Origin of the sequence: Azospirillum thiophilum (assembly GCF_001305595.1) — a bacterium.
Lineage (GTDB): Bacteria > Pseudomonadota > Alphaproteobacteria > Azospirillales > Azospirillaceae > Azospirillum > Azospirillum thiophilum.
Window position 1 is genome coordinate 1,718,609 of sequence record NZ_CP012401.1, and the last position, 21,723, is coordinate 1,740,331.

The window sequence follows — 21,723 nt, forward strand, 5'->3', positions numbered from 1 at the left end:
CCGATGAAACCCGGTGAAATCTTCCCGGCGGCCGGCGAAATCGTGCTGAACGACGGCCGCGCCACGGTGGAACTCGATGTCGCCAATGCCGGCGACCGGCCGATCCAGGTCGGCTCGCACTTCCATTTCTACGAGACCAACGGCGCGCTCACCTTCGACCGCGAACAGGCGCGCGGCTTCCGGCTCGACATCCCCGCCGGGACGGCGGTGCGCTTCGAGCCCGGCCAGACGCGCCGCGTGACGCTCGTCGCCTATGGCGGCGACCGCGTGGTGATCGGTTTCAACCGCAAGGTCAACGGCGCCCTCTGACGGGCCGGAAATGGGGCGAACCAGCATGTCCTACCGCATCGACCGGGCCGAATACGCGGCCCTCTACGGTCCCACCACCGGCGACCGCGTCCGGCTGGCCGACACCGACCTGATCGTCGAGGTCGAGCGTGACCACACCGTCTATGGCGAGGAGGTGAAGTTCGGCGGCGGCAAGGTGATCCGCGACGGCATGGGCCAGTCCCAGCGCTCGCGCCACCAGGGGGCGGTCGACACCGTCATCACCAACGCGCTGATCATCGACCATTGGGGCATCGTCAAGGCCGACATCGGCATCACCGGCGGGCGCATCGCCGCCATCGGCAAGGCCGGCAACCCCGACGTCCAGCCTGGCGTCACCATCATCGTCGGTCCTGGCACCGAGGTGATCGCCGGCGAGGGCAAGATCGTCACCGCCGGCGGCATCGACGCCCACATCCATTTCATCTGCCCGCAGCAGGTCGACGAGGCGCTGAACAGCGGCGTCACCACCATGCTGGGCGGCGGCACCGGGCCGGCGGCCGGCACCGCGGCCACCACCTGCACGCCGGGGCCGTGGCACATGGAGCGGATGCTCCAGGCCGCCGAGGGGCTGCCGATCAACCTGGGCTTCTTCGGCAAGGGCAACAGCAGCCGTCCCGACGCGTTGATCGAGCAGGTCGCCGCCGGCGCCTGTGGCCTGAAGCTGCACGAGGATTGGGGCACCACGCCCGACGCCATCGACACCTGCCTGTCGGTCGCCGACCAGTTGGACGTCCAGGTGGCGATCCACACCGACACGCTGAACGAATCCGGCTTCGTCGAGGACACCATCGCGGCGTTCAAGGGCCGCACCATCCACACCTTCCACACCGAGGGGGCCGGCGGCGGCCATGCGCCGGACATCATCCGGGTGGCGGGGCTGGCCAACGTGCTGCCCAGCTCGACCAACCCGACCCGGCCCTTCACCATCAACACGGTGGACGAGCATCTCGACATGCTGATGGTGTGCCATCACCTCAGCGCCCGCATCCCGGAAGACGTCGCCTTCGCCGAAAGCCGCATCCGGCGCGAGACCATCGCGGCCGAGGACATCCTGCACGATCTGGGCGTGTTCTCGATGATCTCCTCGGACAGCCAGGCGATGGGCCGGCTGGGCGAGGTCGTCATCCGCACCTGGCAGACCGCGCACAAGATGAAGCTCCAGCGCGGCCGGCTGCCGCAGGAGACCGGCGACAACGACAATTTCCGGGTCAAGCGCTACATCGCCAAATACACCATCAACCCGGCGCTGTCGCACGGCATCGGCCATGTGGTGGGATCGGTCGAGGTCGGCAAGCTGGCCGATCTGGTGCTGTGGTCGCCGGCCTTCTTCGGGGTGAAGCCGGACATGGTGCTGAAATGCGGCACTATCGCCGCGGCGCTGATGGGCGATCCCAACGCCTCGATCCCGACGCCGCAGCCGGTCCATTACCGTCACATGTTCGGCGCCTTCGGCCGGGCGATCCAGGCCAGCAGCGTCACCTTCGTCAGTGCCAAGGCGCTGGAGCTGGAGGTCGGCCGCCAGCTCGGCCTGCACCGCGAGATGATCGCCGTCAAGGGCACCCGCACCGTCGGCAAGAAGGACATGATCCACAACGACGCGATGCCGCACATCGAGGTCGATCCCGAAACCTACGAGGTGCGGGCCGACGGGCAGCTGCTGACCTGCGAACCGGCGGACATCCTGCCGATGGCGCAGCGTTATTTCCTGTTCTGAGGCGTTTTTTCTTCCCCTCCCCCGCCCGGCGGGGGAGGGTTAGGGTGGGGGCACGTGGCGTGGGCTGTCTTCGGCTGCGCCGAACCCCCTCATCCCAACCTTCTCCCCGGGGGGGAGAAGGGGTTATCCGCAGGGTTCAATCAGTTGATCGGTGTATTCGATTCAGGACATGGCGGGTTGACGGTGCTGCGCGCCCTGGTGGACGCGGCTCCCGGCCGGCCATTCGTCTATCTCGGCGACCATGCCGCCGCCCCCTACGGCCCGCGCAGCGAGGACGACATCTACCGGCTGACCGTCGCCGGGATGGACCGGCTGTTCGCCCAGGGCTGCCGGCTGATCGTCATCGCCTGCAACACCGCCGCCGCGGTGGCGCTGCGCCGTCTCCAGCAGGAGTGGCTGCCCTCCGCATATCCCGGCCGCAACGTGCTGGGCGTGCTGGTGCCGATGGTCGAGGCGATCACGCGGGTTCCCTGGATGATCGACACGGTCCCGGCCGATCACCTCGCCGAGCCGCGGACCGTCGGCATCTTCGCCACCGCGGCGACGGTCAATTCGGGATCCTTCCCGCGGGAGATCGGCAAGCGCGCCCCCGCCGTCCGCGTCGTGCAGCAGGCCTGCCCCGACCTCGTGCCGCTGATCGAGCGCGGCGCGCCGGATGCGGAGATCGAACCGGCGGTCGTCCGCTATGTCCGCATCCTGCTGGACAAGCTGGGCGGCCAGCCGCTGGACGCGGTGGTGCTGGGCTGCACCCATTACCCGCTGGTCGCGCACCTGTTCGCACGCGCGCTGCCGCCGGGGGTCGAGGTGCTGTGCCAGCCGACCCTGACCGCCCGCTCGCTTGAGCAGTATTTCGAGCGCCACCCCGAATACCGCCCCGATGCAACCGAGCGGGGCCTGCGCTTCTTCACCACCGGGGACGCGCCGCTGGTCAGCGAATTGGCCGGCCGCTTCTTCGGCCACCCGACCCCCTTCGAACGGCTGTAGCTGATGACCGATCCCACCCGCCGCGCCACCCGGGTCCATGCCCGCGGCCATTGGCCGGCCGAACGCGCCGCCGGCACCGTGACGCTGGCCTTCGACGACCGCTTCCGCCGCCGCATGGCGATGACCGACGATGCCGGCGGCGCCTTCCTGCTCGACCTGCCGCGGGCGGTGGCGCTCGACGACGGCGACGGGCTGGAACTGGGCGACGGCAGCTTCCTGCGTGTCGTCGCCGCGCCCGAGGCGCTGATGGAGGTCCGGGTTCCCGGCCCGGTGGAGGCCTTCGCGCGGGTCGCCTGGCATCTCGGCAACCGTCACCTGCCGGTGCAGATCGTCGGCGACACCATCCGCCTGCGCCGCGACCATGTGATCGAGGACATGCTGCGCGGGCTGGGGGCCGAGGTGCGCGACGTGGAGGCGCCCTTCATGCCGGAGGGCGGCGCCTATGGCGGGCATTCGCATGGCGGTGGGCATGGCCATGCGCACTGACGATCCCCCTCTTCCCAAGCGGGAGAGGGGAATGGAGGGCGTCTCCACCCACGCCCTGACGCGCCTGCTGGCGTGGCTGTCGCCCAGCTTCCCGGTCGGCGGCTTCTCCTACAGCCATGGCATCGAGGCGGCGGTGGAACAGGGGCTGGTGCGGGACCGCGCCACCCTGATCGTCTGGCTCGACGGCATCCTGCGCCATGGCGCCGGGCGGACCGACGGCATGCTGTTCGCCGCGGCGCATCGCGCGGTGCGCGCCGGGGACGAGGCGGCCTTCGCCTGGGCGGTGGAGCGGGCCGACATCCTGCGCGCCTCTTCCGAGACGGCGCTCGAATCGCGCGCCCAGGGGCAGGCCTTCCTGCTGGCCATCCGCGCGGCCTGGCCGCTCGACGGGCTGTCGCGCTGGGATGCGGTCATCGCTGCCACCGGCCGGCCTCCGGCCTATGCGGTGGCGGTGGCGCTGGTTTCGGCCCTGATCGGGGTCGGTGAAGGCCCGGCGCTGACCGCCTACCTGCACGCCTTCGCCGCCAACCTGGTTTCCGCCGGGGTGCGGCTGGTGCCGCTCGGCCAGACCGACGGCCAGCGGGCGCTGGCGGCGCTCGACCCCATCACCCACCGGGCGGCGGAAACGGCGCTGGCCGCGCCGCTGGACGATCTCGGCGGCCGGGCGATGGCCGTCGACTGGACCTCGATGATCCACGAAACCCAATATACGAGGCTGTTCCGCTCATGAGCGCTCTCCCCGCTATCGAAAAGAGCCACACCGGCCCGCTCCGCGTCGGCATCGGCGGCCCCGTCGGGTCCGGCAAGACCGCGCTGACCGACGCGCTGTGCAAGCGCATGCGCGAGGATTGGGAGGTCGCGGCGATCACCAACGACATCTACACCAAGGAGGATGCGGAGTTCCTCACCCGCTCCGGCGCGCTGAAGCCGGAGCGGATCATGGGCGTGGAGACCGGCGGCTGCCCGCACACCGCGATCCGCGAGGACGCCTCGATCAACCTCGCCGCCGTCGACCAGATGAACGCGAAGTTCCCCGACCTCGACCTGATCTTCATCGAATCGGGCGGCGACAACCTCGCGGCCACCTTCTCGCCGGAGCTGGCGGACCTCACGATCTACGTCATCGACGTGTCGGCCGGCGACAAGATCCCGCGCAAGGGCGGGCCGGGCATCACCCGGTCGGACCTGCTGGTCATCAACAAGACCGACCTCGCCCCGATGGTCGGGGCCAGCCTGGAGGTGATGGACCGCGACGCCCGCAAGATGCGCGGCGACCGGCCCTTCGTCTTCGCCAACGTCAAGGCGGGCGAGGGGGTGGACGCCATCCAGTCCTTCATCGTCCAGCGCGGTGGCCTGCCGCTGCCCGGCTGAGGGATTCACAACTCCGCGAGGACCGGTCGCGGGAACCTCCGGCTTGGCTGTGCTGTTCATGCAGCATCAGACGATCGAAGCCGGAGGATGCCCCGATGATGCGCCCCACCCTTGGCACGGCCCTGCTGCTGGCCGCGCTGGGCTCCCTGACCGCCGCAGCGCCCGCGATGGCGGCCGACGATTGCGCGGCCGGGTTGGACCGGCTGGGTCAGCAGGCGGCGGCTCTCGAGGCTGCCGGCCCCGGCACTCCCGCGCCGGTCACCGCCCAGGAAACCGCCCAGCTCCGCGCCCTGCAGCAGGCCGCCCAGGCCGCCGCGCAGAAGGGCAACGCCCCCGCCTGCGAAGCCATCCTGGGCGAGGCCGCAGCCTTGCAGGAGTCGATCGTTCACCCGCGCGCCATCGCGGCCGACGATCTCGAGGACGCCAAGCTGCGCAGCCCGGATGGCAATGATCTGGGCAGCATTTCCGAACTGATCATCGACCCCGGCACCGGCCGCGTCGCCTATGCGGTGGTCGAGCTGGGCGGCTTCCTCGGTATCGGCGATGCCGATTTCCCGGTGCCCTGGGCGCTGTTCGCGCCGGCGGGGGACGGCTATGTCCTGAATGTGCCGAAGGACACGCTGACCAACGCCCCGCGCTTCGACGACAAGAACCGCCCGAACATGAACGACCGCCAGTGGGCGATGGCGGTTCACACCTATTACGGCGTCGCCCCCTATTGGATGCGCGATTCGGCGACGCTGACCGCCATCGCCGGTGCTGCGGACGGCGGCAACGGCTCCGCGGCTGGAGCATTGCGCCAGGAGGTGCAGCGCCTGTCACAGGAGGTGACGCGGCTGAACCGGGAACTGCAGCAGGCGCGCGGTGCCGCCGGCTCCAGCGGTGCGCCGGCCGATGCCGCGACCGGGCAGGGCGGGGCATCGCAGAGCCCGTCCCAGGGTGCACAGCAGACGCCCGCCGGGAACGACAGCCCCCAGCCGCCGGTTTCCCAACAGTGACGCGATAACGATCCGGCCATGGACGAATCCGCGGCAGGATCCGCATTCAGGAGGACCGACATGGAACTCTCTTCAATAACCGACTCCATCGGCGAAACGGCCCGGCGCAACCTGCGCAGCCTCGACGACCGCATGCATCTCACCGGCGGCCACACCGTCAATGTCGGCCACAATGAAAGGCTGGCGTCGCTGGCCGGGGGCGTGCTGCTGGCGGTCCTGGGACTGCGCCGGCCCAACTGGACCGGGGCCGCGATGGCGCTGACCGGCGGCGCGCTGGTGGCACGCGGACTGACCGGCTACTGCCCGGCCAAATCGATGCTGTCCGACTGGATGCACGATGGCCGGGCGGACATTCCGGCACAGGACGTCGAGCATGGCATCGACCGCTATTCCCGCCATCCCGGCGACATCTATGAACAGGATTGCGAGAAGGAGATTGTCGACGAGGCATCGCAGGAATCCTTCCCGGCCAGCGATCCGCCCTCCTTCTCACCCGGCGTGTCCCGGTAAGGACGCGGTACAGGCAGATGGCATGATACCATAACAGAAATGTCATCAAGAAACGGCCCTCACGTTCAACGACGGCGGGCCGTTTTGATATGGATCATTGAAAGCGAGAGCAACCGGGATCTCAGCTTTTACTGAACATGCCCAAGGCAATGCTGCGCGATGATTGAGGCGCATGCGCGGATTGCGCCCATTACACGTTGCGGGCCCGCCGCGCCTGGTCTATGGTGCACTGCACAAGGAACGCCGTGTGCCCCCACCCGGCGATAGGCCGCCACCGGCGGCCGCTCCTCCCGTCACATCGACCGCAGGACAGTCCGCCATGACCACGATCATTCCCGCCGCCGCCACGCTCGAAGGCAAGAAGGGGCTCGTCCTCGGCATCGCCAACGACCAGTCGATCGCCTGGGGCTGCGCCCGTGCCTTCCGCGCGCTGGGCGCCGACCTTGCGGTCAGCTATCTGAACGAGAAGGCCAAGCGGTTCGTCGAGCCGCTGGCCCAGCAGCTGGAAGCCGAGATCTTCGAACCGGTGGACGTCACCGGCGAGGGCGAGTTGAAGGCGATCTTCGACAAGATCGGCGAGAAGTGGGGCAAGCTCGACTTCGCGCTCCACAGCATCGCCTTCGCTCCCAAGGACGATTTGCACGGCCGCGTCGTCGACTGCTCGCGCGAAGGCTTCCAGCAGGCGATGGACATTTCCTGCCATTCCTTCATCCGCATGGCGCGCTATGCCGAGCCGCTGATGAAGGACGGCGGGTCGCTGTTCACCATGTCCTATTTCGGCGCCAACCGGGTCATCGACAATTACGGCGTCATGGGTCCGGTCAAGGCCGCGCTGGAGGCCAGCGTGCGCTACCTGGCGTCCGAGCTCGGCCCCAAGGGCATCCGCGTCCACGCCATCTCCCCCGGCCCGATCAAGACCCGCGCCGCCTCCGGCATCGCGCATTTCGACGAACTGATGGACAAGGCCGCCGAGCGTGCGCCCGAAGGCCGTCTGGTGACGATCGAAGAGGTCGGCTACACCACCGCCTTCCTCGCCACCGACGGCGCCAAGGGGATCACCGGCAACACCACCTACGTCGACTGCGGCTATTCGATCATCGGCTGAGGCCGGCGATTGTCCGAACGGAAAGGGGCGGGTGCGGCGACGCATCCGCCCCTTTCCGTTCCGGCCCGCTGCCTCACCCGTCCCCTCCATGGCGGGTGCGTCAAATTGCCGTGTGACTTCCCGGCTGTTTGGGCGAGCCTGCCACACCCGCCATAATCGGCACCAATGAAGAGCCGGTAAGGGGGGAGGCCGCAGGGCAATGGGCGCCATCACATGGCGGCGGCAGTTGAGCGTCGGCCAGCCGGCCATCGACGAGGATCACAAGCACCTGATCGAGTATCTGAACGAACTCGACGCGGCGCTGTGCGCTCAGCGGTTCCAGCCGGTCCGCGTCGCCAAGATCCTGCTCAAGCTGCTCGAATACACCAAGGAGCATTTCGCCCGCGAAGAACGGATCATGCAGATCGTGCATTATCCGAAATTCGAGGAGCATGTCGCCATGCACCGTGCGGCGGTCCAGAAGGTCAGCGAGCTGTCCAACCGCTTCTCCATCGAACCGACGCACGAGAATGCCGAGAAGCTCTACAAATTCACCGCCGACTGGCTGGTCCGCCACATCATCCTGATGGACACCCAGCTGACGCCCTATGTCCGCGGTGTCTGGGCGTGAGGGGGCACAGGCAAGCGGCTCAGCCCCCGGTTCAGTTCACGAACTCCGTCGCGCGGTAGCCCTGGGCATAGAGCAGCGCGGTCAGGTCGCCATGGTCGACACGGGCGCGGGCCTCGGCGGCCACCACCGCCTTGGCGTGGAAGGCGACGCCGAGGCCGGCGGCCAGCAGCATCGGCAGGTCGTTGGCGCCGTCGCCGACGGCCATGGTTTCCGCCACCGGCACGCGATGCTCGCCGGCATAGGCCATCAGGGCCTGGAGCTTGCTGTCCTTGTCGAGGATCGGCTCGATCACCTTGCCGGTCATCACGCCGTCGACCACCTCCAGCTCGTTGCCGCGGTCGTCGTCGAAACCGATCCAGCTGCGCACCCGGCCGGTGAAGCAGCGGAAGCCGCCCGAGACCAGCACGCAGACGGCGCCGTTGGCACGCATGGTGCCGACCAGCTGGGCCGCGCCCGGCATCAGGGTGGCACGCTGCCACACCTCGTCGATCACCGTCTCCTTCAGCCCCTTCAGCAGGGCGACGCGCTCGCGCACCGCGTCCTTGAAGTCGATCTCGCCGTTCATGGCGCGGGCGGTGATGGCGGCGATGTGGTCCTTCAACCCGACATAGTCGCCGAGCTCGTCCAGCATCTCCTGCTCGATGATCGTCGATTCCATGTCGGCGACCAGCAGCCGCTTGCGCCGCGTCGCCGCCGGCTGGGCGACGATGTCCAGCACCGCGCCGGTCCCGGCCGATGCCAGGGCATGGCGGATCGCCGCCTCGGCCTGTTCCGGCGCCAGATTGCCGAAGGGCAGGTCGCAGGCGGTGCCGGGTGCCAGCCAATCCGGTGCCCCGGCATCCGCGCCGAGCGCCACCAGCGCCGCCTTGGCGGTCTGGACGGCGGACTCGTCGAAGGTGGCGGTGCGGGGGGCGATCAGCGTGGCGACGGCGTTCATCGGCGGGTATCCCGAGGAAAAGAGGGCCTTTGCGCGCTGCCTACCACAGGCGGGGAGCCGGGTCCAACGAAGCTTGGCCCGAAGCTTGGGCCGCAGCTTCGGCGCAGGCCTGCGGATGGGTGTTGCAAAGGGAACGCCGCGGCCCCATGGAAGGGCGATGGAAGACCTGGACACGCCCTCCACCAACGTAATCGTCATCGGCGGCCCGACCGCGTCGGGCAAGTCGGGGCTGGCGCTTGCCATCGCCGAGGCGTTCGGCGGCACCGTCATCAATGCCGACAGCATGCAGCTCTATGGCGATCTCGACCTGCTGACGGCCCGTCCGCCGGCAGCGGATCTGGCCCGCGCCCCGCACCGGCTCTACGGCGTGCTGCCGGCGGCGGAGCGCGGGTCGGCGGCGCGCTGGCGCGACATGGCGCTGGCCGAGATCGCGGAGGCCAAGGCCGCCGGCCGGCTGCCGGTGGTGGTCGGCGGCACCGGCCTCTACCTGCGCGCGCTGATGCAGGGGCTGAGCGAGGTGCCGGCCATCCCGGACGACATCCGCGCCGCCGCCCATGCCCGTCTGGCCGCCGTCGGCGGCGAGCTATTCCGTGCCGAACTGGTCGTCCGCGATCCGGCCTCGGCCAAGCTGAACCCCGGCGACACCACCCGCCTCACCCGCGCGTGGGAGGTTCTGGAGGCCACCGGCCGGCCGCTGTCGCATTGGCAGAGCCTCACCCCGCAGGGGGCGCCGGAGGATCTGCGCTTCATCGTCCATGTGCTCGATCCGCCGCGCGCCGACCTCTATGCCCAGTGCGACCGGCGCTTCGAGCTGATGATGGAGCAGGGCGCGCTGGAGGAGGTGCGGCGGCTGGACATGCTGGCACGCGAGCAGGAGCTCGCGCCCGACCTGCCGGTGCTGAAGGCGCTGGGCGTTCCTGAGCTGCGCCGCTTCCTGCACGGTGACATCGCGCTCCAGGACGCGGTCGCCCTGGCCCAGCAATCGACCCGGCGCTATGCCAAACGGCAGGTCACCTGGTTCCGGCATCAGATGGTTGGCAAAGCACCCGATATGCTGGTAAGTCATACAGGACAGCATAGCTGCCATACCATCGATTCACCCTGTTCAGAGGCGGTACGAAATGCAATGCTCGACCGCCTGAGAACGATACTAAATTACTGATCCGAAGGAGAAGCGACGTGTCGGTTGATTGGGGTCAAGTGTTCGCGGGCCGCGTGGGCGGCATGACGGCGTCCGAAATCCGGGAACTGCTGAAGCTGATCGATCGCCCGGAGATCATCTCCTTCGCCGGCGGCATTCCCGACCCGGACCTGTTCCCCAGCGCGGCCATTGCGCGGGCCTACGAGAAGATCTTCCAGTCCAATGCCGGCGCCGGTTCGGCCCTGCAATATTCCATCACCGAGGGCTATACGCCGCTGCGGGAGTGGATCTGCGACTATATGGGTGGCAAGGGCGTCACTGTCGGGCTGGACGGCGTCCTCGTCACCAACGGTTCGCAGCAGGTGCTGGAATTCGTCGGCAAGCTGCTGATCGGCCCCGGCGACAAGGTGGTGGTGACGCGGCCCACCTATCTCGGCGCGCTCCAGGCCTTTTCGCCCTACGAGCCGGTCTATCTCTCCATTCCGATGGACGAGGAAGGGCCGGAGATGGAGGCGCTGACCGCCGCCCTGGCGCAGAAGCCGAAGTTCTTCTATCTCGTCCCCGATTTCCAGAACCCCAACGGCACCACGGTGACGCTGGCCCGCCGCGAAGCGATCCTGGATGCCTGCGAGGCTGCCGGCGTGCCGGTGGTGGAGGACACCGCCTATTGCGAACTGCGCTATGACGGCGAGCATCTGCCGCTGATGGCGGCGCTGGACTGCCAGCGCAACGGCGGCAAGCTGACCAACGTCATCTTCGGCGGCACCTTCTCCAAGACGATGGTCCCGGCGCTGCGCGTCGGCTGGGTCAATGCGGCACCCGAGGTGGTGAACCGGCTGGTGCTGATGAAGCAGGCCGCCGACCTGCATGCCAGCACGATCAACCAGATCGTCATGCACGACGTCGTCTCGCAGATCTTCGACAGCCACCTCAAGCTCCTGCGCACCCAGTACAAGGAGCGCCGCGACGCCATGCTGGCCGCGCTGGAGGAGTTCGCCCCGCCGGGCGTGACCTGGACCAAGCCGGAAGGCGGCCTGTTCGTCTGGGTCGAGGCGCCGGAGGGCGTCGACGGCACGGAATTGCTGGCCCGCGCCATCAAGGAGGCCAACGTCGCCTTCGTGCCCGGTTCGGCCTTCCACGCCGACCGCTCGGGCAAGAACACGCTGCGGCTGGCCTTCTCGGTCACCAAGCCGGCCCAGATCCGCGAGGGCATCCGCCGGCTGTGCGGGCTGCTGAAGACCGCCGCCTGACGGTCTCCGAACCGCCTTCCGTCGCCTCCTCGAAAAACGGCGGCCGCGCTCCGGTGCGGCCGCCGTTTCCGCTTCCGGCGGAGCCGGGCCGGATGGGGTGATCGGAAAGCCATTGCGCAATAATTGGAAAAACTGCGGCAAAAAAACTTTGCGAACATTCGCAAAATGGGTTGACCTGTGACGGGGGAATTGACTAATTTGCCGCTCCCAGCCTGAGCCATCGGGGCTAAGCCGTTGTTCCGATGGCATCCCCCTCGATCCGGGTTGGTGACAAGTCCAAGGAACCGGGCGCCTTAGAGGTGGCGCCCACATGAGAAGGTCGTAAGCGATGTCCGAACAGAAGCTGACCGGCGCCCAGATCGTCATCAAGGCCCTGAAGGATCAGGGCGTTGACATCATCTTCGGCTATCCCGGCGGCGCCGTACTTCCCATCTACGACGCGCTGTTCCAGCAGAACGACCTCCGCCATGTCCTTGTACGCCATGAACAGGCCGCGGTTCACGCGGCCGAAGGTTACGCACGCTCGACCGGCAAGGTCGGCTGCGTGCTGGTGACCTCCGGCCCCGGTGCCACGAATGCAGTGACCGGCCTGCTGGATGCGCTGTGCGACAGCATTCCGCTCGTCTGCCTGTCGGGGCAGGTGCCGACCCACCTGATCGGCAACGACGCCTTCCAGGAGGCCGACACCACCGGCATCACCCGCCCCTGCACCAAGCACAACTACCTGGTGAAGGACGTCGACAGTCTGGCCCGCACCCTGCACGAGGCCTTCTATGTCGCGCGCAGCGGCCGTCCCGGCCCGGTGCTGGTCGACATCCCGAAGGACGTGCAGTTTGCCGACGGCACATATGTCCCGCCGGCGGAGGTCAAGCACAAGACCTACCGGCCCCAGGTGAAGCCGGAGATCGCCCGCATCGAAGAGGCGGTGGAGATGATCGCCAACGCCAAGCGGCCGGTCTTCTACACCGGCGGCGGCGTCATCAATGCCGGCCCCTTCGCCGCCAAGCTGCTGACCCAGTTCGTCAAGACCACCGGTTTCCCGATCACCTCCACCCTGATGGGTCTGGGCGCCTTCCCGGCGTCCGACAATCAGTGGCTGGGCATGCTCGGCATGCACGGCACGTACGAGGCGAACCTCGCCATGTACGAATGCGACGTCATGATCAACATCGGCGCCCGTTTCGACGACCGCGTCACCGGCAAGCTGTCGGCCTTCTCGCCGGGCTCCAAGAAGATCCATGTCGACATCGACCCCAGCTCGATCAACAAGAACGTGGCGGTCGACCTCGCGATCATCGGCGACTGCGGTGCCGTGCTGGAAGACATGCTGCGCATCTGGAAGGCGCGCGCCAAGAGCGTCGACAAGCCCGCGCTGAAGGAGTGGTGGGGCAAGATCGAGGGCTGGCGCGCCCGCAACTGCCTGAACTACAACCGCACCGAATCGGTCATCAAGCCGCAATACGCGCTGGAGCGTCTGCGCGAGGCCCTGCGGGGCAAGGACCACTACATCACGACGGAAGTCGGCCAGCACCAGATGTGGGCCGCCCAGTTCCTGCCCTTCGACCAGCCGAACCGCTGGATGACCTCGGGCGGGCTCGGCACCATGGGCTACGGCCTGCCGGCCGCCATCGGCGCCCAGCTGGCCCACCCGGACGCCATCGTCGTCGACGTGTCGGGCGAGGCCAGCTTCCTGATGAACATGCAGGAGATCGGCACCGCCGTGCAGTACCGCGCGCCGGTCAAGATCTTCATCCTGAACAACCAGTATATGGGCATGGTGCGCCAGTGGCAGGAACTGCTGCACGGCTCGCGCTATTCCCAGAGCTATTCGGAAGCGCTGCCCGACTTCGTCAAGCTGGCGGAGGCCTGGGGCTGCGTCGGTCTGCGCGCCACCACCGTGGCCGAGGTCGATCAGGTGATCGAGAAGATGCTGGCCGTCACCGACCGCCCCTGCATCATCGACATCGCCGTCGATCCGAAGGAGAACTGCTTCCCCATGATCCCGGGTGGCAAGGCCCACAACGAGATCCTGTTCGGTCCGGACGACAGCCCGTCCGACGCCACGCCGGAAGACGGCATGGTGCTGGTCTGACCGGTTGACGACGAACGAACGAAGGGACGGGAATCATGGATCTCAACGCGATCGAAAAGCACACCATCGCCGTGCTGGTGGACAACGAGCCGGGCGTGCTCGCCCGCGTGATCGGGCTGTTCTCCGGCCGTGGCTACAACATCGAAAGCCTGACGGTGGCGGAGGTGAACAACGCCGACCACCTGTCGCGCATCACGCTGGTCACCTCCGGCACCCGGATGATCATCGAGCAGATCAAGGCGCAGCTCGGCCGGCTGGTTCCGGTCCACCGCGTCCACGACCTGACCGACGAGGGGCCGTCGGTGGAACGCGAACTGGCGCTGGTCAAGGTCGCAGGCACCGGTGATCGCCGGATCGAGGCGCTTCGCCTCGCCGACATCTTTCAGGCCAAGGTGGTCGATGCCACGCTGACCAGCTTCATCTTCGAGTTGACCGGCACGACCAGCCAGGTCGACGATTTCGTCGGTCTGATGACCCAGCTCGGCCTTGTCGAGGCCAGCCGTACCGGCGTGGTCGCCATGTCGAAGGGGCCGGCGGCGTTCTGAGGCGCCTTCGGCCGCGGAAAATCATTCTGCGCAAGATCGGGGCGGCAAAAACGCAAGGAAGCTTTGCATTTTGCCGCCCGGTCGAGCGATTGTTTCCCTTGACGGGTGGCTTTGCTCAATGGAGTAATCCGCCCCGGGAAACGCACTCTGTCTCTGTTCTTTGCGAATTCGAGGAACCATCTCCATGCGCGTCTATTACGATCGTGATGCCGACGTCAACCTGATCAAGGGCAAGAAGGTCGTCATCGTCGGCTACGGCAGCCAGGGCCACGCCCACGCCCACAACCTGCGTGACAGCGGCGTCAAGGATGTGCGGATCGCGCTCCGCCCGGGTTCGGCCACCATCAAGAAGGCCGAGACCGCCGGCTTCACCGTGATGACCCCGTCCGAGGCCGCCGCCTGGGCCGACGTGGTGATGGTTCTGACGCCGGACGAGCTGCAGGCCGACCTGTACAAGGACGATCTGGCCCCGAACATGAAGCAGGGCGCCGCGCTCGCCTTCGCCCATGGCCTGAACATCCACTTCAACCTGATCGAGGCCCGCACCGACCTCGACGTGTTCATGATCGCGCCGAAGGGCCCCGGCCACACCGTGCGCAGCGAATACCAGCGTGGCGGCGGCGTGCCGTCGCTGGTCGCCGTCCATCAGAACGCCTCGGGCAACGCGCTGGACATCGCGCTCTCCTACGCCTCGGCCAATGGCGGCGGCCGCGCCGGCATCATCGAGACGACCTTCAAGGAAGAGTGCGAGACCGACCTGTTCGGCGAGCAGGCCGTGCTCTGCGGCGGCCTGACCGAGCTGATCCGCGCCGGTTACGAGACGCTGGTCGAGGCGGGCTATGCGCCCGAGATGGCCTACTTCGAGTGCCTGCACGAAGTGAAGCTGATCGTCGACCTGATGTACGAGGGCGGCATGGCCAACATGCGCTACTCGATCTCCAACACGGCCGAATATGGCGACTACCGCACCGGCCCGCGTATCATCACCGCCGAGACCAAGGCCGAGATGAAGCGCGTGCTGACCGACATCCAGGAAGGCCGCTTCGTCCGCGACTGGATGCTGGAATGCAAGGCCGGCCAGCCGTCCTTCAAGGCCATCCGCCGCCGCAACGCCGAGCACGAGATCGAGCAGGTTGGCGAGAAGCTGCGCGCCATGATGCCGTGGATCGCCGAGCGCCGTCTGGTCGACAAGTCGAAGAACTGATCCGGCGAAAGCCGCACTGGTTCTCTGAAAAGCGCGTCCCTTCGGGGGCGCGCTTTTCGTTGCGCGCCCGGCATGGGCGCCATCTTGCGGGTTGCAGCCTTTTTTATCCCCGCGGCTTTCCCGAATCCGTCGGCGGGGTTTCCGCGACGGTGGCCCGGCCAGGGTCGCGCTTCTGGGTTTCCAGCAGGATGTCGCGGGCGATCGGGGCCGCTGCGGTGGAGCCGCCGCCGCCATGCTCGACGAACACCGCGCAGGCATAGCGCGGTGCCTGGATGGGGGCGAAGGCGACGAACAGGGCGTGGTCGCGCTCGCGCCACGGGATCTCGTCCTGCTTCTTCAGGCCGGCGGCACGCTGCGCCATGGTGATGCGGCGGACCTGGGCCGACCCTGTCTTGCCGGCCATCTCATAGCCGATCTCGGTGATGCGCGACTTGTAGGCGGTGCCGTTGGGGGCGTTCACCACCTCGGTCATGCCGCGCAGCACGATGTCGAGATTCTCCTTTTTCACGCCGATGCTGGGCCAGGCGGTCTGCTCGCCGCTGACCGCCTTGATCTGCTTGGTCAGGTGCGGCTTGACCGCATAGCCGCCATTGGCGATCCGGCAGGTCATCACCGCCAGTTGCAGCGGCGTGGTCAGCACATAGCCCTGGCCGATCGAGGCGACCAGTGTTTCGCCCATGTCCCAACCCTTGCCCAGCGTCGCCTTCTTCCAGGCGATGGAGGGGATCAGGCCGGCGCGCTCGTGCGGAAGATCGATGCCGGTGCGGTTGCCCAGGCCGAAGCGGTTGGACATCTCGGCGATACGGTCGATGCCGACACGACGCGACACGTCGTAGAAGAAGACGTCGCAGGAATGGCGCAACGCCCCGACGAAATCGACCGTGCCATGGCCGCCGCGCTTCCAGCAGTGGAAGCGGTGGTCGCCCAGCTCCAGATGGCCGGGGCAGAACACCGTGTGCCGGTTGCTGACGACCCCCGACTCCAGAGCCGCCAACGCCGCCATCATCTTGAAGGTGGAGCCTGGAGGATACTGGCCGACCACCGCCTTGTTGTTCAGCGGGGTCGCCGGGTTGGACAGCAGTTCCTCCCACAGCTCGGCACTGATGCCCATGGTGAACTGGTTGGGGTCGTAGCTTGGATGGGAGCTCAGCGCATAGATGCCGCCGGTGTGCACATCCATCACCACGGCCGAGGCGCTGACCTCCTGCGACAGCCGTTCCTGCACGAAACGCTGGAGTGCCATGTCGATGGTCAGCTGGATTTCACGGCCCGGTTGCCCCTCGTCGCGCGACAGTTCGCGGATGACGCGGCCGACGGCATTGACCTCGAGCTGGCTGGTGCCGGCGGTGCCGCGCAGCACCTTCTCGTGGAACCTTTCGATGCCTGCCTTGCCGATGCGGAAGCCGGGCAGCGACAGGACCGGGTCGCTGTTGCCGCTCAACTCCGCTTCCGACACGGCGCCGACATAGCCCAGGATGTGGGCGGTCGCGTCGGCTTGCGGGTAGTAGCGCAACTCGCCCACCTCGATCGCCACGCCGGGCAGGTCGGGGGTGTTGGTCTCCAGCGTCGCGACCTGCTCCCAGGTCAGGTTCTCGCGCACGGTGACGGGGACGAAACGGCGCTTGCGATTCAACTCGCGCAGCACGCGGCGGCGGTCGCCATCGGTCAGCGGCACGATGCGGGAGATCTTGTCGAGCGTTTCCTGGATGTTGTGGGTTCGCTCCGACACGACGACGACGCGGTAGTTCTGCTGGTTCAGTGCCAGCGGCACGCCGAAACGGTCGACGATGTTGCCGCGCGACGGGGCGATCAGCCGTAGGCTGATACGGTTCTCCTCCGCCAGCATGGTGTAGCGGGCGGACTCCAGGACCTGCAGGTAATAGAGGCGGCCGACCAGCGCGGACAGGCCGGCCAGCTTGATTCCCCCCAGAACCAGGGCGCGGCGCGCCAGCAGGCGGGACCGGTCGGTGTCGCGATCGATGGAGCTCATGAGATCCGTCGGGACCCTTTACCCGTTCAGAAAAGCGCGATGGACGCGGATCAGCAGCCAGCCCAGCGCAGGAAAGGCGGCGATCGTCAGCAAGCCCTGGAACAGCGCCGGCAGAACCGACAGCGTGGAGGCGCTCAGCACCGAGAAGGCCAGCCATTGCAGGATCACGGCCCCCGCCATCACCAGCGTGAAGCCGAACCACAGCAGTGCGAAGGTGCTCGCCAGGAAGACCCGGCGCTGGTTCAGCACGGCCCATTGTGCCACCACCAGCAGAAGCGCGTTCACACCCAACGGCCCGCCGCTGAGGAAATCCTGCAGCAGCCCGATCAGAAAGGCCACCCCCGGCCGCATCAGGTCAGGTCTGTGGATCGTCCAGTAATAGACCGAGACCAGCGTCAGGTTCGGCGCCACCGGCGCGTAACCCGGCACCGGCAGCGGAATCATGCCGACCAGCACCATCATCACGGTCACGGCGAAGGGCGCCAGATTGCGCCCGGCCTTGTCCAGCCGCTGCCAGAAGGTGGCGGTCATGCCGGCAGCCTTCCACCTGCCCGTTCGCTGGCGGACGTGCCCGGCTTCAGCGCCACCGGTCTCACTTCCATTCCGGCGAAGGGTCCAGATCCGTGCCGGGAAGCCCGAAATCCACCAGCCGCAGATGCTCGATGCGCGACAGGTCGGCGCTGGGCAGCACGCGCACGCCGCGCTCGCTGACCGCTGTCACCACGCCGACCGGCAGGCCGGGGGGGAACAGCCCGCCGTCGCCCGACGTCACCACCCGTTCGCCGACCTGGATCGGCGAGTCCGGCGGCAGATACAGCAGCTTCGCCTGGTCGGAATTGTCGCCGGCCAGGATCGCGCGCTGGCGCGTGTTGGCCAGGACCACCGGAACGCGGGCGTTGATGTCGGTGAGCAGCAGGACGCGCGACGACCATTCGCCGACCTCGATCACCCGGCCGACCAGACCGGCCCCGGCCAGCGCCGCCTGCCCCTTGCGCACCCCGTCGCGCTTGCCGGCGGTCACCACCAACGTGCGGACAAAGGAACTGCCTGGGGTCGCGATGACGCGTGCGGCGATATAGGAGACGGATGGTTCCGGCGTCACCCGCAGCAGGCTGCGCAGGCTGTGGTTCTCCGCCTCCAGCCGCTGGGCGGCCTGCTTCCATTGCAGCAGGCGGGCATTCTCCGCACGCAGGCGCTGGTTCTCGTCGAAGGCGTTCTCAATCTCGACCGCGGATTCGACGACGCGCGCCGCGGTGGCGGCTGGACGCGAGATGGCGTCGAGGATCGGGGCAAAGGCATCCGTCACCCGGGCGCGGGCGCTGTCAACCGACACGGCCTCGATCTTGCCGACCATCATCAGGGCGATTGAGGCCAGCACCAGCAGGAGGAAGGAGAAACGTTGTGCGAGAGCCCGCAGGGGGGCGGCAAGGCGGATGACGGAGCCGGATGAGCGTGACTTCACAGGAAATTCCCGTCCAGATACGCGGTCCGTCTCCGGTCCTCAGCGCCCGGGATAAGGGCAGGGGACCGGAGGCCTTCCAAACCAGGGATACACCAATCAGTAGGCGCTGACCAAGACGTTTCGCAGCGTCTTCATCTCCTCCAGCGCGCGGCCGGTGCCGAGCGCCACGCAGGAGAGGGGATCGTCGGCGATCGACACCGGCAGCCCGGTGGCGTGGCGCAGGACGAAGTCCAGGTTGCCCAGCAGGGCGCCGCCGCCGGTCAGCACGATGCCCTTGTCGACGATGTCGGCGGCGAGCTCCGGAGCGGTGTGCTCCAGCGCCACCTTGACCGCCTCGACGATGGCCGACACGGGTTCGGCCAGCGACTCGGCGATCTGGCGCTCGGAGATGATCAGCTCCTTTGGCACGCCGTTCATCAGGTCGCGGCCCTTGATCTCCAGGATGCGGCCTTCGCCGTCCTCCGGAGGACAGGCGGAGCCGATCTCCTTCTTGATCCGCTCGGCCGAGCCTTCGCCGACCAGCAGATTGTGGCTGCGGCGGATGTAGCCGATGATGGCCTCGTCCATCTTGTCGCCGCCGACGCGGACCGACCGCGAATAGACGATGCCGCCCAGCGACAGCACGGCCACCTCGGTGGTGCCGCCGCCGATGTCGACGACCATCGAGCCGGTCGGTTCGGTCACCGGCAACCCGGCGCCGATCGCGGCGGCCATCGGCTCCTCGATCAGGAAGACGCGGCGGGCGCCTGCGGCCTCCGCCGATTCCTGGATCGCCCGGCGTTCCACCGCGGTCGAGCCCGACGGCACGCAGATGATGACCTGCGGACTGGCGAAGCTGCGGCGGTTGTGAACCTTGCGGATGAAATGCTTGATCATTTCCTCCGCGACTTCGAAGTCGGCGATGACCCCGTCGCGAAGCGGCCGGATGGCCTGGATGTTGCCGGGGGTTCGGCCGAGCATCATCTTCGCCTCGTCACCGACGGCGAGAACCTGCTTCTTGCCGCGCACATTGGCAATGGCGACGACCGACGGTTCGTTCAGGACGATGCCGCGGCCCTTGACATAGACCAGGGTGTTGGCCGTCCCCAGATCGATCGCCATGTCGGCGGACAGAACGCCCAGCAGTTTGGAGAGCATGGAGCTGACGAACTCTATCAAAGCGGTTGAGACGGCCGAGCCGGCGGAGACTGGCATAGCATGCCCGCCGACGGTTCCATAGTCGAATGCGTCCGCACGCTCAAGCGGAGAGTGCGCCCGGCAGGCCTGACCCGTTCTGGAAGGACGGATCCGGATGGCCGGTCCGCCGCCTTGCGGTGTCTGGTGACGGCAAAACTGGCGGGTCAGGGTTAATTTTCCGTCAACGGACGTGCCTTGCGGTCAACCCCACCCGATCCGCCGAATTGCTCGCAAGCCGGTGTGACGGTCAGTGTCTAGTCCTGTTGATGCTGCGCCGCAACGGGCTTTTCGGGCAAGCCCGGTCAGTGCTGTCCGGCGTCGGGTTTGGACCCGGCCTTCGGGGCCGGTGCATGATGGTGGCCTTCCAGCCGGTCCATGCAGGCCAGCAGAACACCCGATACGACGAAGGTCATGTGGATGATGACGAGCCACATCAGTTCCTCGCGGGAGGTCTGGGCCAAATTCATGAAGGCCTTCAGCAGATGGATGCCGGAGATGGCGACGATGGAGGCGATCAGTTTCAGCTTCAGTCCACCGAAATCGACCTTGCCCATCCAGTCCGGCCGGTCCTCGTGGTTTGCGACATCGATCTTCGAGACGAAGTTCTCGTAGCCGGCGAAGATCACCATCAGCAGAAGGTTGCCGGCAAAGGACAGGTCGATCAGCGTCAGCACGGCCAGAAGCACGTCCTTCTCGCTCATCTCCAGCACATGCGGGACGATGTGCAGAAGTTCCTGCATGAACTTGACCAGGAGGAGGGCCAGCGAGACCACCAGCCCGAGATAGAAGGGGGCGAGCAGCCAGCGGCTGGCGAAGATGACCTGTTCAAAGCGGCGTTCGATCATGGCGGCGTCTGGGTCGTGGTCGGTTGGGGGCGGGGGCGGCGGAACGGGGCCGCTGCGCTTGCGGCCACGCCGGAGGTGTCGCAATGCTGCGGCGCAAAATCAACAGGGCAATTCAGATTTCCATGATGGACGTGGGGCCGGAGGTATTCCGGCCATCGCCGTCCCGATCGCCGCTGTCATCGTACCGTAACGTCCGCGCGCTATTGTCGCGGCTCTGGATAGAGACCGTCGGGAAGGGCCTGGTGACGATGAAGACCTCCGCTCCGCACATCGTGTCCGCGTTCGAGGACGCGCTGAAGCGGCTGAAATCCGCCATCGTGCAGATGGCCGGCGCTGCGGAGACGCAGATCGACCAGGCTTTGGCCTGTCTGGCCCAGCGCAACCCGGAGCTGGCGCGCGAGATCGTGGAATCGGATGCCCGACTCGACTCCTTCGAACATGACATCGAAGCGCATTGCATGCGCCTGCTGGCACTGCGCCAGCCGGTGGCCGACGACCTGCGCGAGGTGGTGGCGGCGCTGAAGATCGCCGGCAACCTGGAGCGGATCGGCGATCATGCCGCCAACACCGCCAAGCGGGCGGTCGCCATCTTCAGCCTGGCCGATTCGGCGCCGCTGTCCGGCCTGCCGCAGCTCGGCCGGCTGGTGCGCGAGCGGCTGGGCACCGTGATCGACGCCTATGTCGATGGCGACGGCGAGGCCGCCCTGCGCATCTGGCGCACCGACGACGAGGTCGATGCCCTCTACACCAGCCTCGTTGCGGAAGTGGAACGGTCTGCCCTGGCGGCACCGGACCAGTTCGGCGCCCACATGCACCTGATGATGATCGCCAAGAATCTCGAGCGGATCGGCGACCATGCCACCAACATCGCCGAGGTGGTCTATTTCGTCAGCACCGGTCAGGCCCTGCTGGACGAGCGTCCGAAGGCCGACCACTCCTACGACCCGGCGGGCTGAACCCGGCGGGAGGGGGC

General features: G+C 67.4%; 22 protein-coding genes. 16 read left to right on the plus strand and 6 right to left on the minus strand.

The features are described from left to right. The first annotated feature begins 3 nt into the window (after positions 1-3). From AL072_RS07985 to AL072_RS08030, 10 genes are all read left to right on the plus strand, one after another. Positions 4-309 carry an urease subunit beta gene (locus AL072_RS07985; protein WP_045580782.1) on the plus strand — a complete coding sequence of 102 codons (306 nt, stop codon included), beginning with the start codon at positions 4-6 and terminating at the stop codon, positions 307-309. Between the two features lie 25 nt (positions 310-334). Then, a complete protein-coding gene (gene ureC / locus AL072_RS07990) occupies positions 335-2,044 on the plus strand; it encodes an urease subunit alpha (RefSeq protein ID WP_045580781.1) in 1,710 nt (569 codons plus the stop codon). Between the two features lie 144 nt (positions 2,045-2,188). Continuing rightward, positions 2,189-3,028, plus strand: coding sequence for a glutamate racemase (murI, locus tag AL072_RS07995; protein ID WP_045580780.1), 840 nt, complete (start codon positions 2,189-2,191; stop codon positions 3,026-3,028). Positions 3,029-3,031: 3 nt separating this feature from the next. Next, positions 3,032-3,514: an urease accessory protein UreE gene (locus tag AL072_RS08000; protein WP_045580779.1), complete on the plus strand. Its 483-nt coding sequence runs from the start codon at positions 3,032-3,034 to the stop codon at positions 3,512-3,514. Next, positions 3,498-4,244 carry an urease accessory protein UreF gene (locus AL072_RS08005; protein ID WP_425388538.1) on the plus strand — a complete coding sequence of 249 codons (747 nt, stop codon included), beginning with the start codon at positions 3,498-3,500 and terminating at the stop codon, positions 4,242-4,244. The genes AL072_RS08000 and AL072_RS08005 overlap by 17 nt, the downstream gene beginning before the upstream one ends. Continuing rightward, positions 4,241-4,885: an urease accessory protein UreG gene (gene ureG / locus AL072_RS08010; protein ID WP_045580777.1), complete on the plus strand. Its 645-nt coding sequence runs from the start codon at positions 4,241-4,243 to the stop codon at positions 4,883-4,885. The genes AL072_RS08005 and ureG overlap by 4 nt, the downstream gene beginning before the upstream one ends. Before the next feature lie 95 nt (positions 4,886-4,980). Next, entirely contained in the window at positions 4,981-5,883 is a 903-nt protein-coding gene (locus AL072_RS08015) for a PRC-barrel domain-containing protein (RefSeq protein ID WP_052709903.1), read from the plus strand. Positions 5,884-5,943: 60 nt separating this feature from the next. Then, the gene (locus AL072_RS08020) at positions 5,944-6,393 is read left to right on the plus strand and encodes a YgaP family membrane protein (RefSeq protein WP_052709902.1); all 450 of its coding nucleotides are present in this window, start codon (positions 5,944-5,946) and stop codon (positions 6,391-6,393) included. Positions 6,394-6,712: 319 nt separating this feature from the next. Next, positions 6,713-7,498, plus strand: coding sequence for an enoyl-ACP reductase FabI (gene fabI, locus AL072_RS08025; protein ID WP_045580776.1), 786 nt, complete (start codon positions 6,713-6,715; stop codon positions 7,496-7,498). A gap of 199 nt (positions 7,499-7,697) precedes the next feature. Continuing rightward, entirely contained in the window at positions 7,698-8,108 is a 411-nt protein-coding gene (locus AL072_RS08030) for a bacteriohemerythrin (protein ID WP_045580775.1), read from the plus strand. A gap of 31 nt (positions 8,109-8,139) precedes the next feature. Here the strand turns inward: AL072_RS08030 and serB are convergent, their stop codons facing one another. Next, a complete protein-coding gene (gene serB / locus AL072_RS08035) occupies positions 8,140-9,045 on the minus strand; it encodes a phosphoserine phosphatase SerB (protein ID WP_045580774.1) in 906 nt (301 codons plus the stop codon). Between the two features lie 157 nt (positions 9,046-9,202). On the opposite strand from serB, the gene miaA reads away from it, so the two are divergent. The 5 genes from miaA to ilvC all read left to right on the plus strand — a co-directional run bounded on the left by miaA (position 9,203) and on the right by ilvC (position 15,277). Further along, complete coding sequence (gene miaA, locus AL072_RS08040) at positions 9,203-10,207, plus strand: tRNA (adenosine(37)-N6)-dimethylallyltransferase MiaA (protein ID WP_045580773.1); 1,005 nt, start codon at positions 9,203-9,205, stop codon at positions 10,205-10,207. Between the two features lie 62 nt (positions 10,208-10,269). Next, on the plus strand, positions 10,270-11,436 hold the full coding sequence (locus tag AL072_RS08045) for an aminotransferase-like domain-containing protein (protein ID WP_045582392.1): 1,167 nt from the start codon (positions 10,270-10,272) through the stop codon (positions 11,434-11,436). Between the two features lie 328 nt (positions 11,437-11,764). After that, complete coding sequence (locus tag AL072_RS08050; RefSeq protein WP_045580772.1) at positions 11,765-13,528, plus strand: acetolactate synthase 3 large subunit; 1,764 nt, start codon at positions 11,765-11,767, stop codon at positions 13,526-13,528. A 35-nt stretch (positions 13,529-13,563) separates the two neighbouring features. Then, complete coding sequence (gene ilvN / locus AL072_RS08055; protein WP_045580771.1) at positions 13,564-14,073, plus strand: acetolactate synthase small subunit; 510 nt, start codon at positions 13,564-13,566, stop codon at positions 14,071-14,073. A 184-nt stretch (positions 14,074-14,257) separates the two neighbouring features. Continuing rightward, positions 14,258-15,277, plus strand: a complete 1,020-nt coding sequence (gene ilvC, locus AL072_RS08060) for a ketol-acid reductoisomerase (protein WP_045580770.1) — start codon at positions 14,258-14,260, stop codon at positions 15,275-15,277. Between the two features lie 103 nt (positions 15,278-15,380). On the opposite strand, the gene mrdA is transcribed toward ilvC, so the two are convergent. From mrdA to AL072_RS08085, 5 genes are all read right to left on the minus strand, one after another. Further along, positions 15,381-17,267, minus strand: a complete 1,887-nt coding sequence (gene mrdA / locus AL072_RS08065; RefSeq protein WP_045580769.1) for a penicillin-binding protein 2 — start codon at positions 17,265-17,267, stop codon at positions 15,381-15,383. Positions 17,268-17,285: 18 nt separating this feature from the next. Next, positions 17,286-17,798: a rod shape-determining protein MreD gene (gene mreD / locus AL072_RS08070; protein WP_045580768.1), complete on the minus strand. Its 513-nt coding sequence runs from the start codon at positions 17,796-17,798 to the stop codon at positions 17,286-17,288. A gap of 61 nt (positions 17,799-17,859) precedes the next feature. Then, a complete protein-coding gene (gene mreC / locus AL072_RS08075; protein ID WP_045580767.1) occupies positions 17,860-18,729 on the minus strand; it encodes a rod shape-determining protein MreC in 870 nt (289 codons plus the stop codon). 96 nt (positions 18,730-18,825) lie between these two features. Further along, positions 18,826-19,866 (minus strand): rod shape-determining protein, encoded by a 1,041-nt coding sequence (locus AL072_RS08080; protein WP_012974729.1) that lies wholly within the window; start codon positions 19,864-19,866, stop codon positions 18,826-18,828. A gap of 341 nt (positions 19,867-20,207) precedes the next feature. After that, a complete protein-coding gene (locus tag AL072_RS08085) occupies positions 20,208-20,750 on the minus strand; it encodes a TIGR00645 family protein (protein WP_045580766.1) in 543 nt (180 codons plus the stop codon). Between the two features lie 248 nt (positions 20,751-20,998). On the opposite strand from AL072_RS08085, the gene phoU reads away from it, so the two are divergent. Further along, positions 20,999-21,706, plus strand: coding sequence for a phosphate signaling complex protein PhoU (gene phoU, locus AL072_RS08090; RefSeq protein ID WP_045580765.1), 708 nt, complete (start codon positions 20,999-21,001; stop codon positions 21,704-21,706). Positions 21,707-21,723 lie beyond the last annotated feature (17 nt).

What these genes read in the sequence shown, in the direction of transcription:
- AL072_RS07985 (WP_045580782.1), top strand. Translation starts at nt 4, where the DNA reads ATGAAACCCGGTGAAATCTTCCCGGCGGCCGGCGAAATCGTGCTGAAC.
- ureC (WP_045580781.1), top strand. Translation starts at nt 335, where the DNA reads ATGTCCTACCGCATCGACCGGGCCGAATACGCGGCCCTCTACGGTCCC.
- AL072_RS08000 (WP_045580779.1), top strand. Translation starts at nt 3,032, where the DNA reads ATGACCGATCCCACCCGCCGCGCCACCCGGGTCCATGCCCGCGGCCAT.
- AL072_RS08005 (WP_425388538.1), top strand. Translation starts at nt 3,498, where the DNA reads ATGGCCATGCGCACTGACGATCCCCCTCTTCCCAAGCGGGAGAGGGGA.
- ureG (WP_045580777.1), top strand. Translation starts at nt 4,241, where the DNA reads ATGAGCGCTCTCCCCGCTATCGAAAAGAGCCACACCGGCCCGCTCCGC.
- AL072_RS08015 (WP_052709903.1), top strand. Translation starts at nt 4,981, where the DNA reads ATGATGCGCCCCACCCTTGGCACGGCCCTGCTGCTGGCCGCGCTGGGC.
- AL072_RS08020 (WP_052709902.1), top strand. Translation starts at nt 5,944, where the DNA reads ATGGAACTCTCTTCAATAACCGACTCCATCGGCGAAACGGCCCGGCGC.
- fabI (WP_045580776.1), top strand. Translation starts at nt 6,713, where the DNA reads ATGACCACGATCATTCCCGCCGCCGCCACGCTCGAAGGCAAGAAGGGG.
- AL072_RS08030 (WP_045580775.1), top strand. Translation starts at nt 7,698, where the DNA reads ATGGGCGCCATCACATGGCGGCGGCAGTTGAGCGTCGGCCAGCCGGCC.
- serB (WP_045580774.1), bottom strand. Translation starts at nt 9,045, where the DNA reads ATGAACGCCGTCGCCACGCTGATCGCCCCCCGCACCGCCACCTTCGAC.
- miaA (WP_045580773.1), top strand. Translation starts at nt 9,203, where the DNA reads ATGGAAGACCTGGACACGCCCTCCACCAACGTAATCGTCATCGGCGGC.
- AL072_RS08045 (WP_045582392.1), top strand. Translation starts at nt 10,270, where the DNA reads ATGACGGCGTCCGAAATCCGGGAACTGCTGAAGCTGATCGATCGCCCG.
- AL072_RS08050 (WP_045580772.1), top strand. Translation starts at nt 11,765, where the DNA reads ATGTCCGAACAGAAGCTGACCGGCGCCCAGATCGTCATCAAGGCCCTG.
- ilvN (WP_045580771.1), top strand. Translation starts at nt 13,564, where the DNA reads ATGGATCTCAACGCGATCGAAAAGCACACCATCGCCGTGCTGGTGGAC.
- ilvC (WP_045580770.1), top strand. Translation starts at nt 14,258, where the DNA reads ATGCGCGTCTATTACGATCGTGATGCCGACGTCAACCTGATCAAGGGC.
- mrdA (WP_045580769.1), bottom strand. Translation starts at nt 17,267, where the DNA reads ATGAGCTCCATCGATCGCGACACCGACCGGTCCCGCCTGCTGGCGCGC.
- mreD (WP_045580768.1), bottom strand. Translation starts at nt 17,798, where the DNA reads ATGACCGCCACCTTCTGGCAGCGGCTGGACAAGGCCGGGCGCAATCTG.
- AL072_RS08080 (WP_012974729.1), bottom strand. Translation starts at nt 19,866, where the DNA reads ATGCTCTCCAAACTGCTGGGCGTTCTGTCCGCCGACATGGCGATCGAT.
- AL072_RS08085 (WP_045580766.1), bottom strand. Translation starts at nt 20,750, where the DNA reads ATGATCGAACGCCGCTTTGAACAGGTCATCTTCGCCAGCCGCTGGCTG.
- phoU (WP_045580765.1), top strand. Translation starts at nt 20,999, where the DNA reads ATGAAGACCTCCGCTCCGCACATCGTGTCCGCGTTCGAGGACGCGCTG.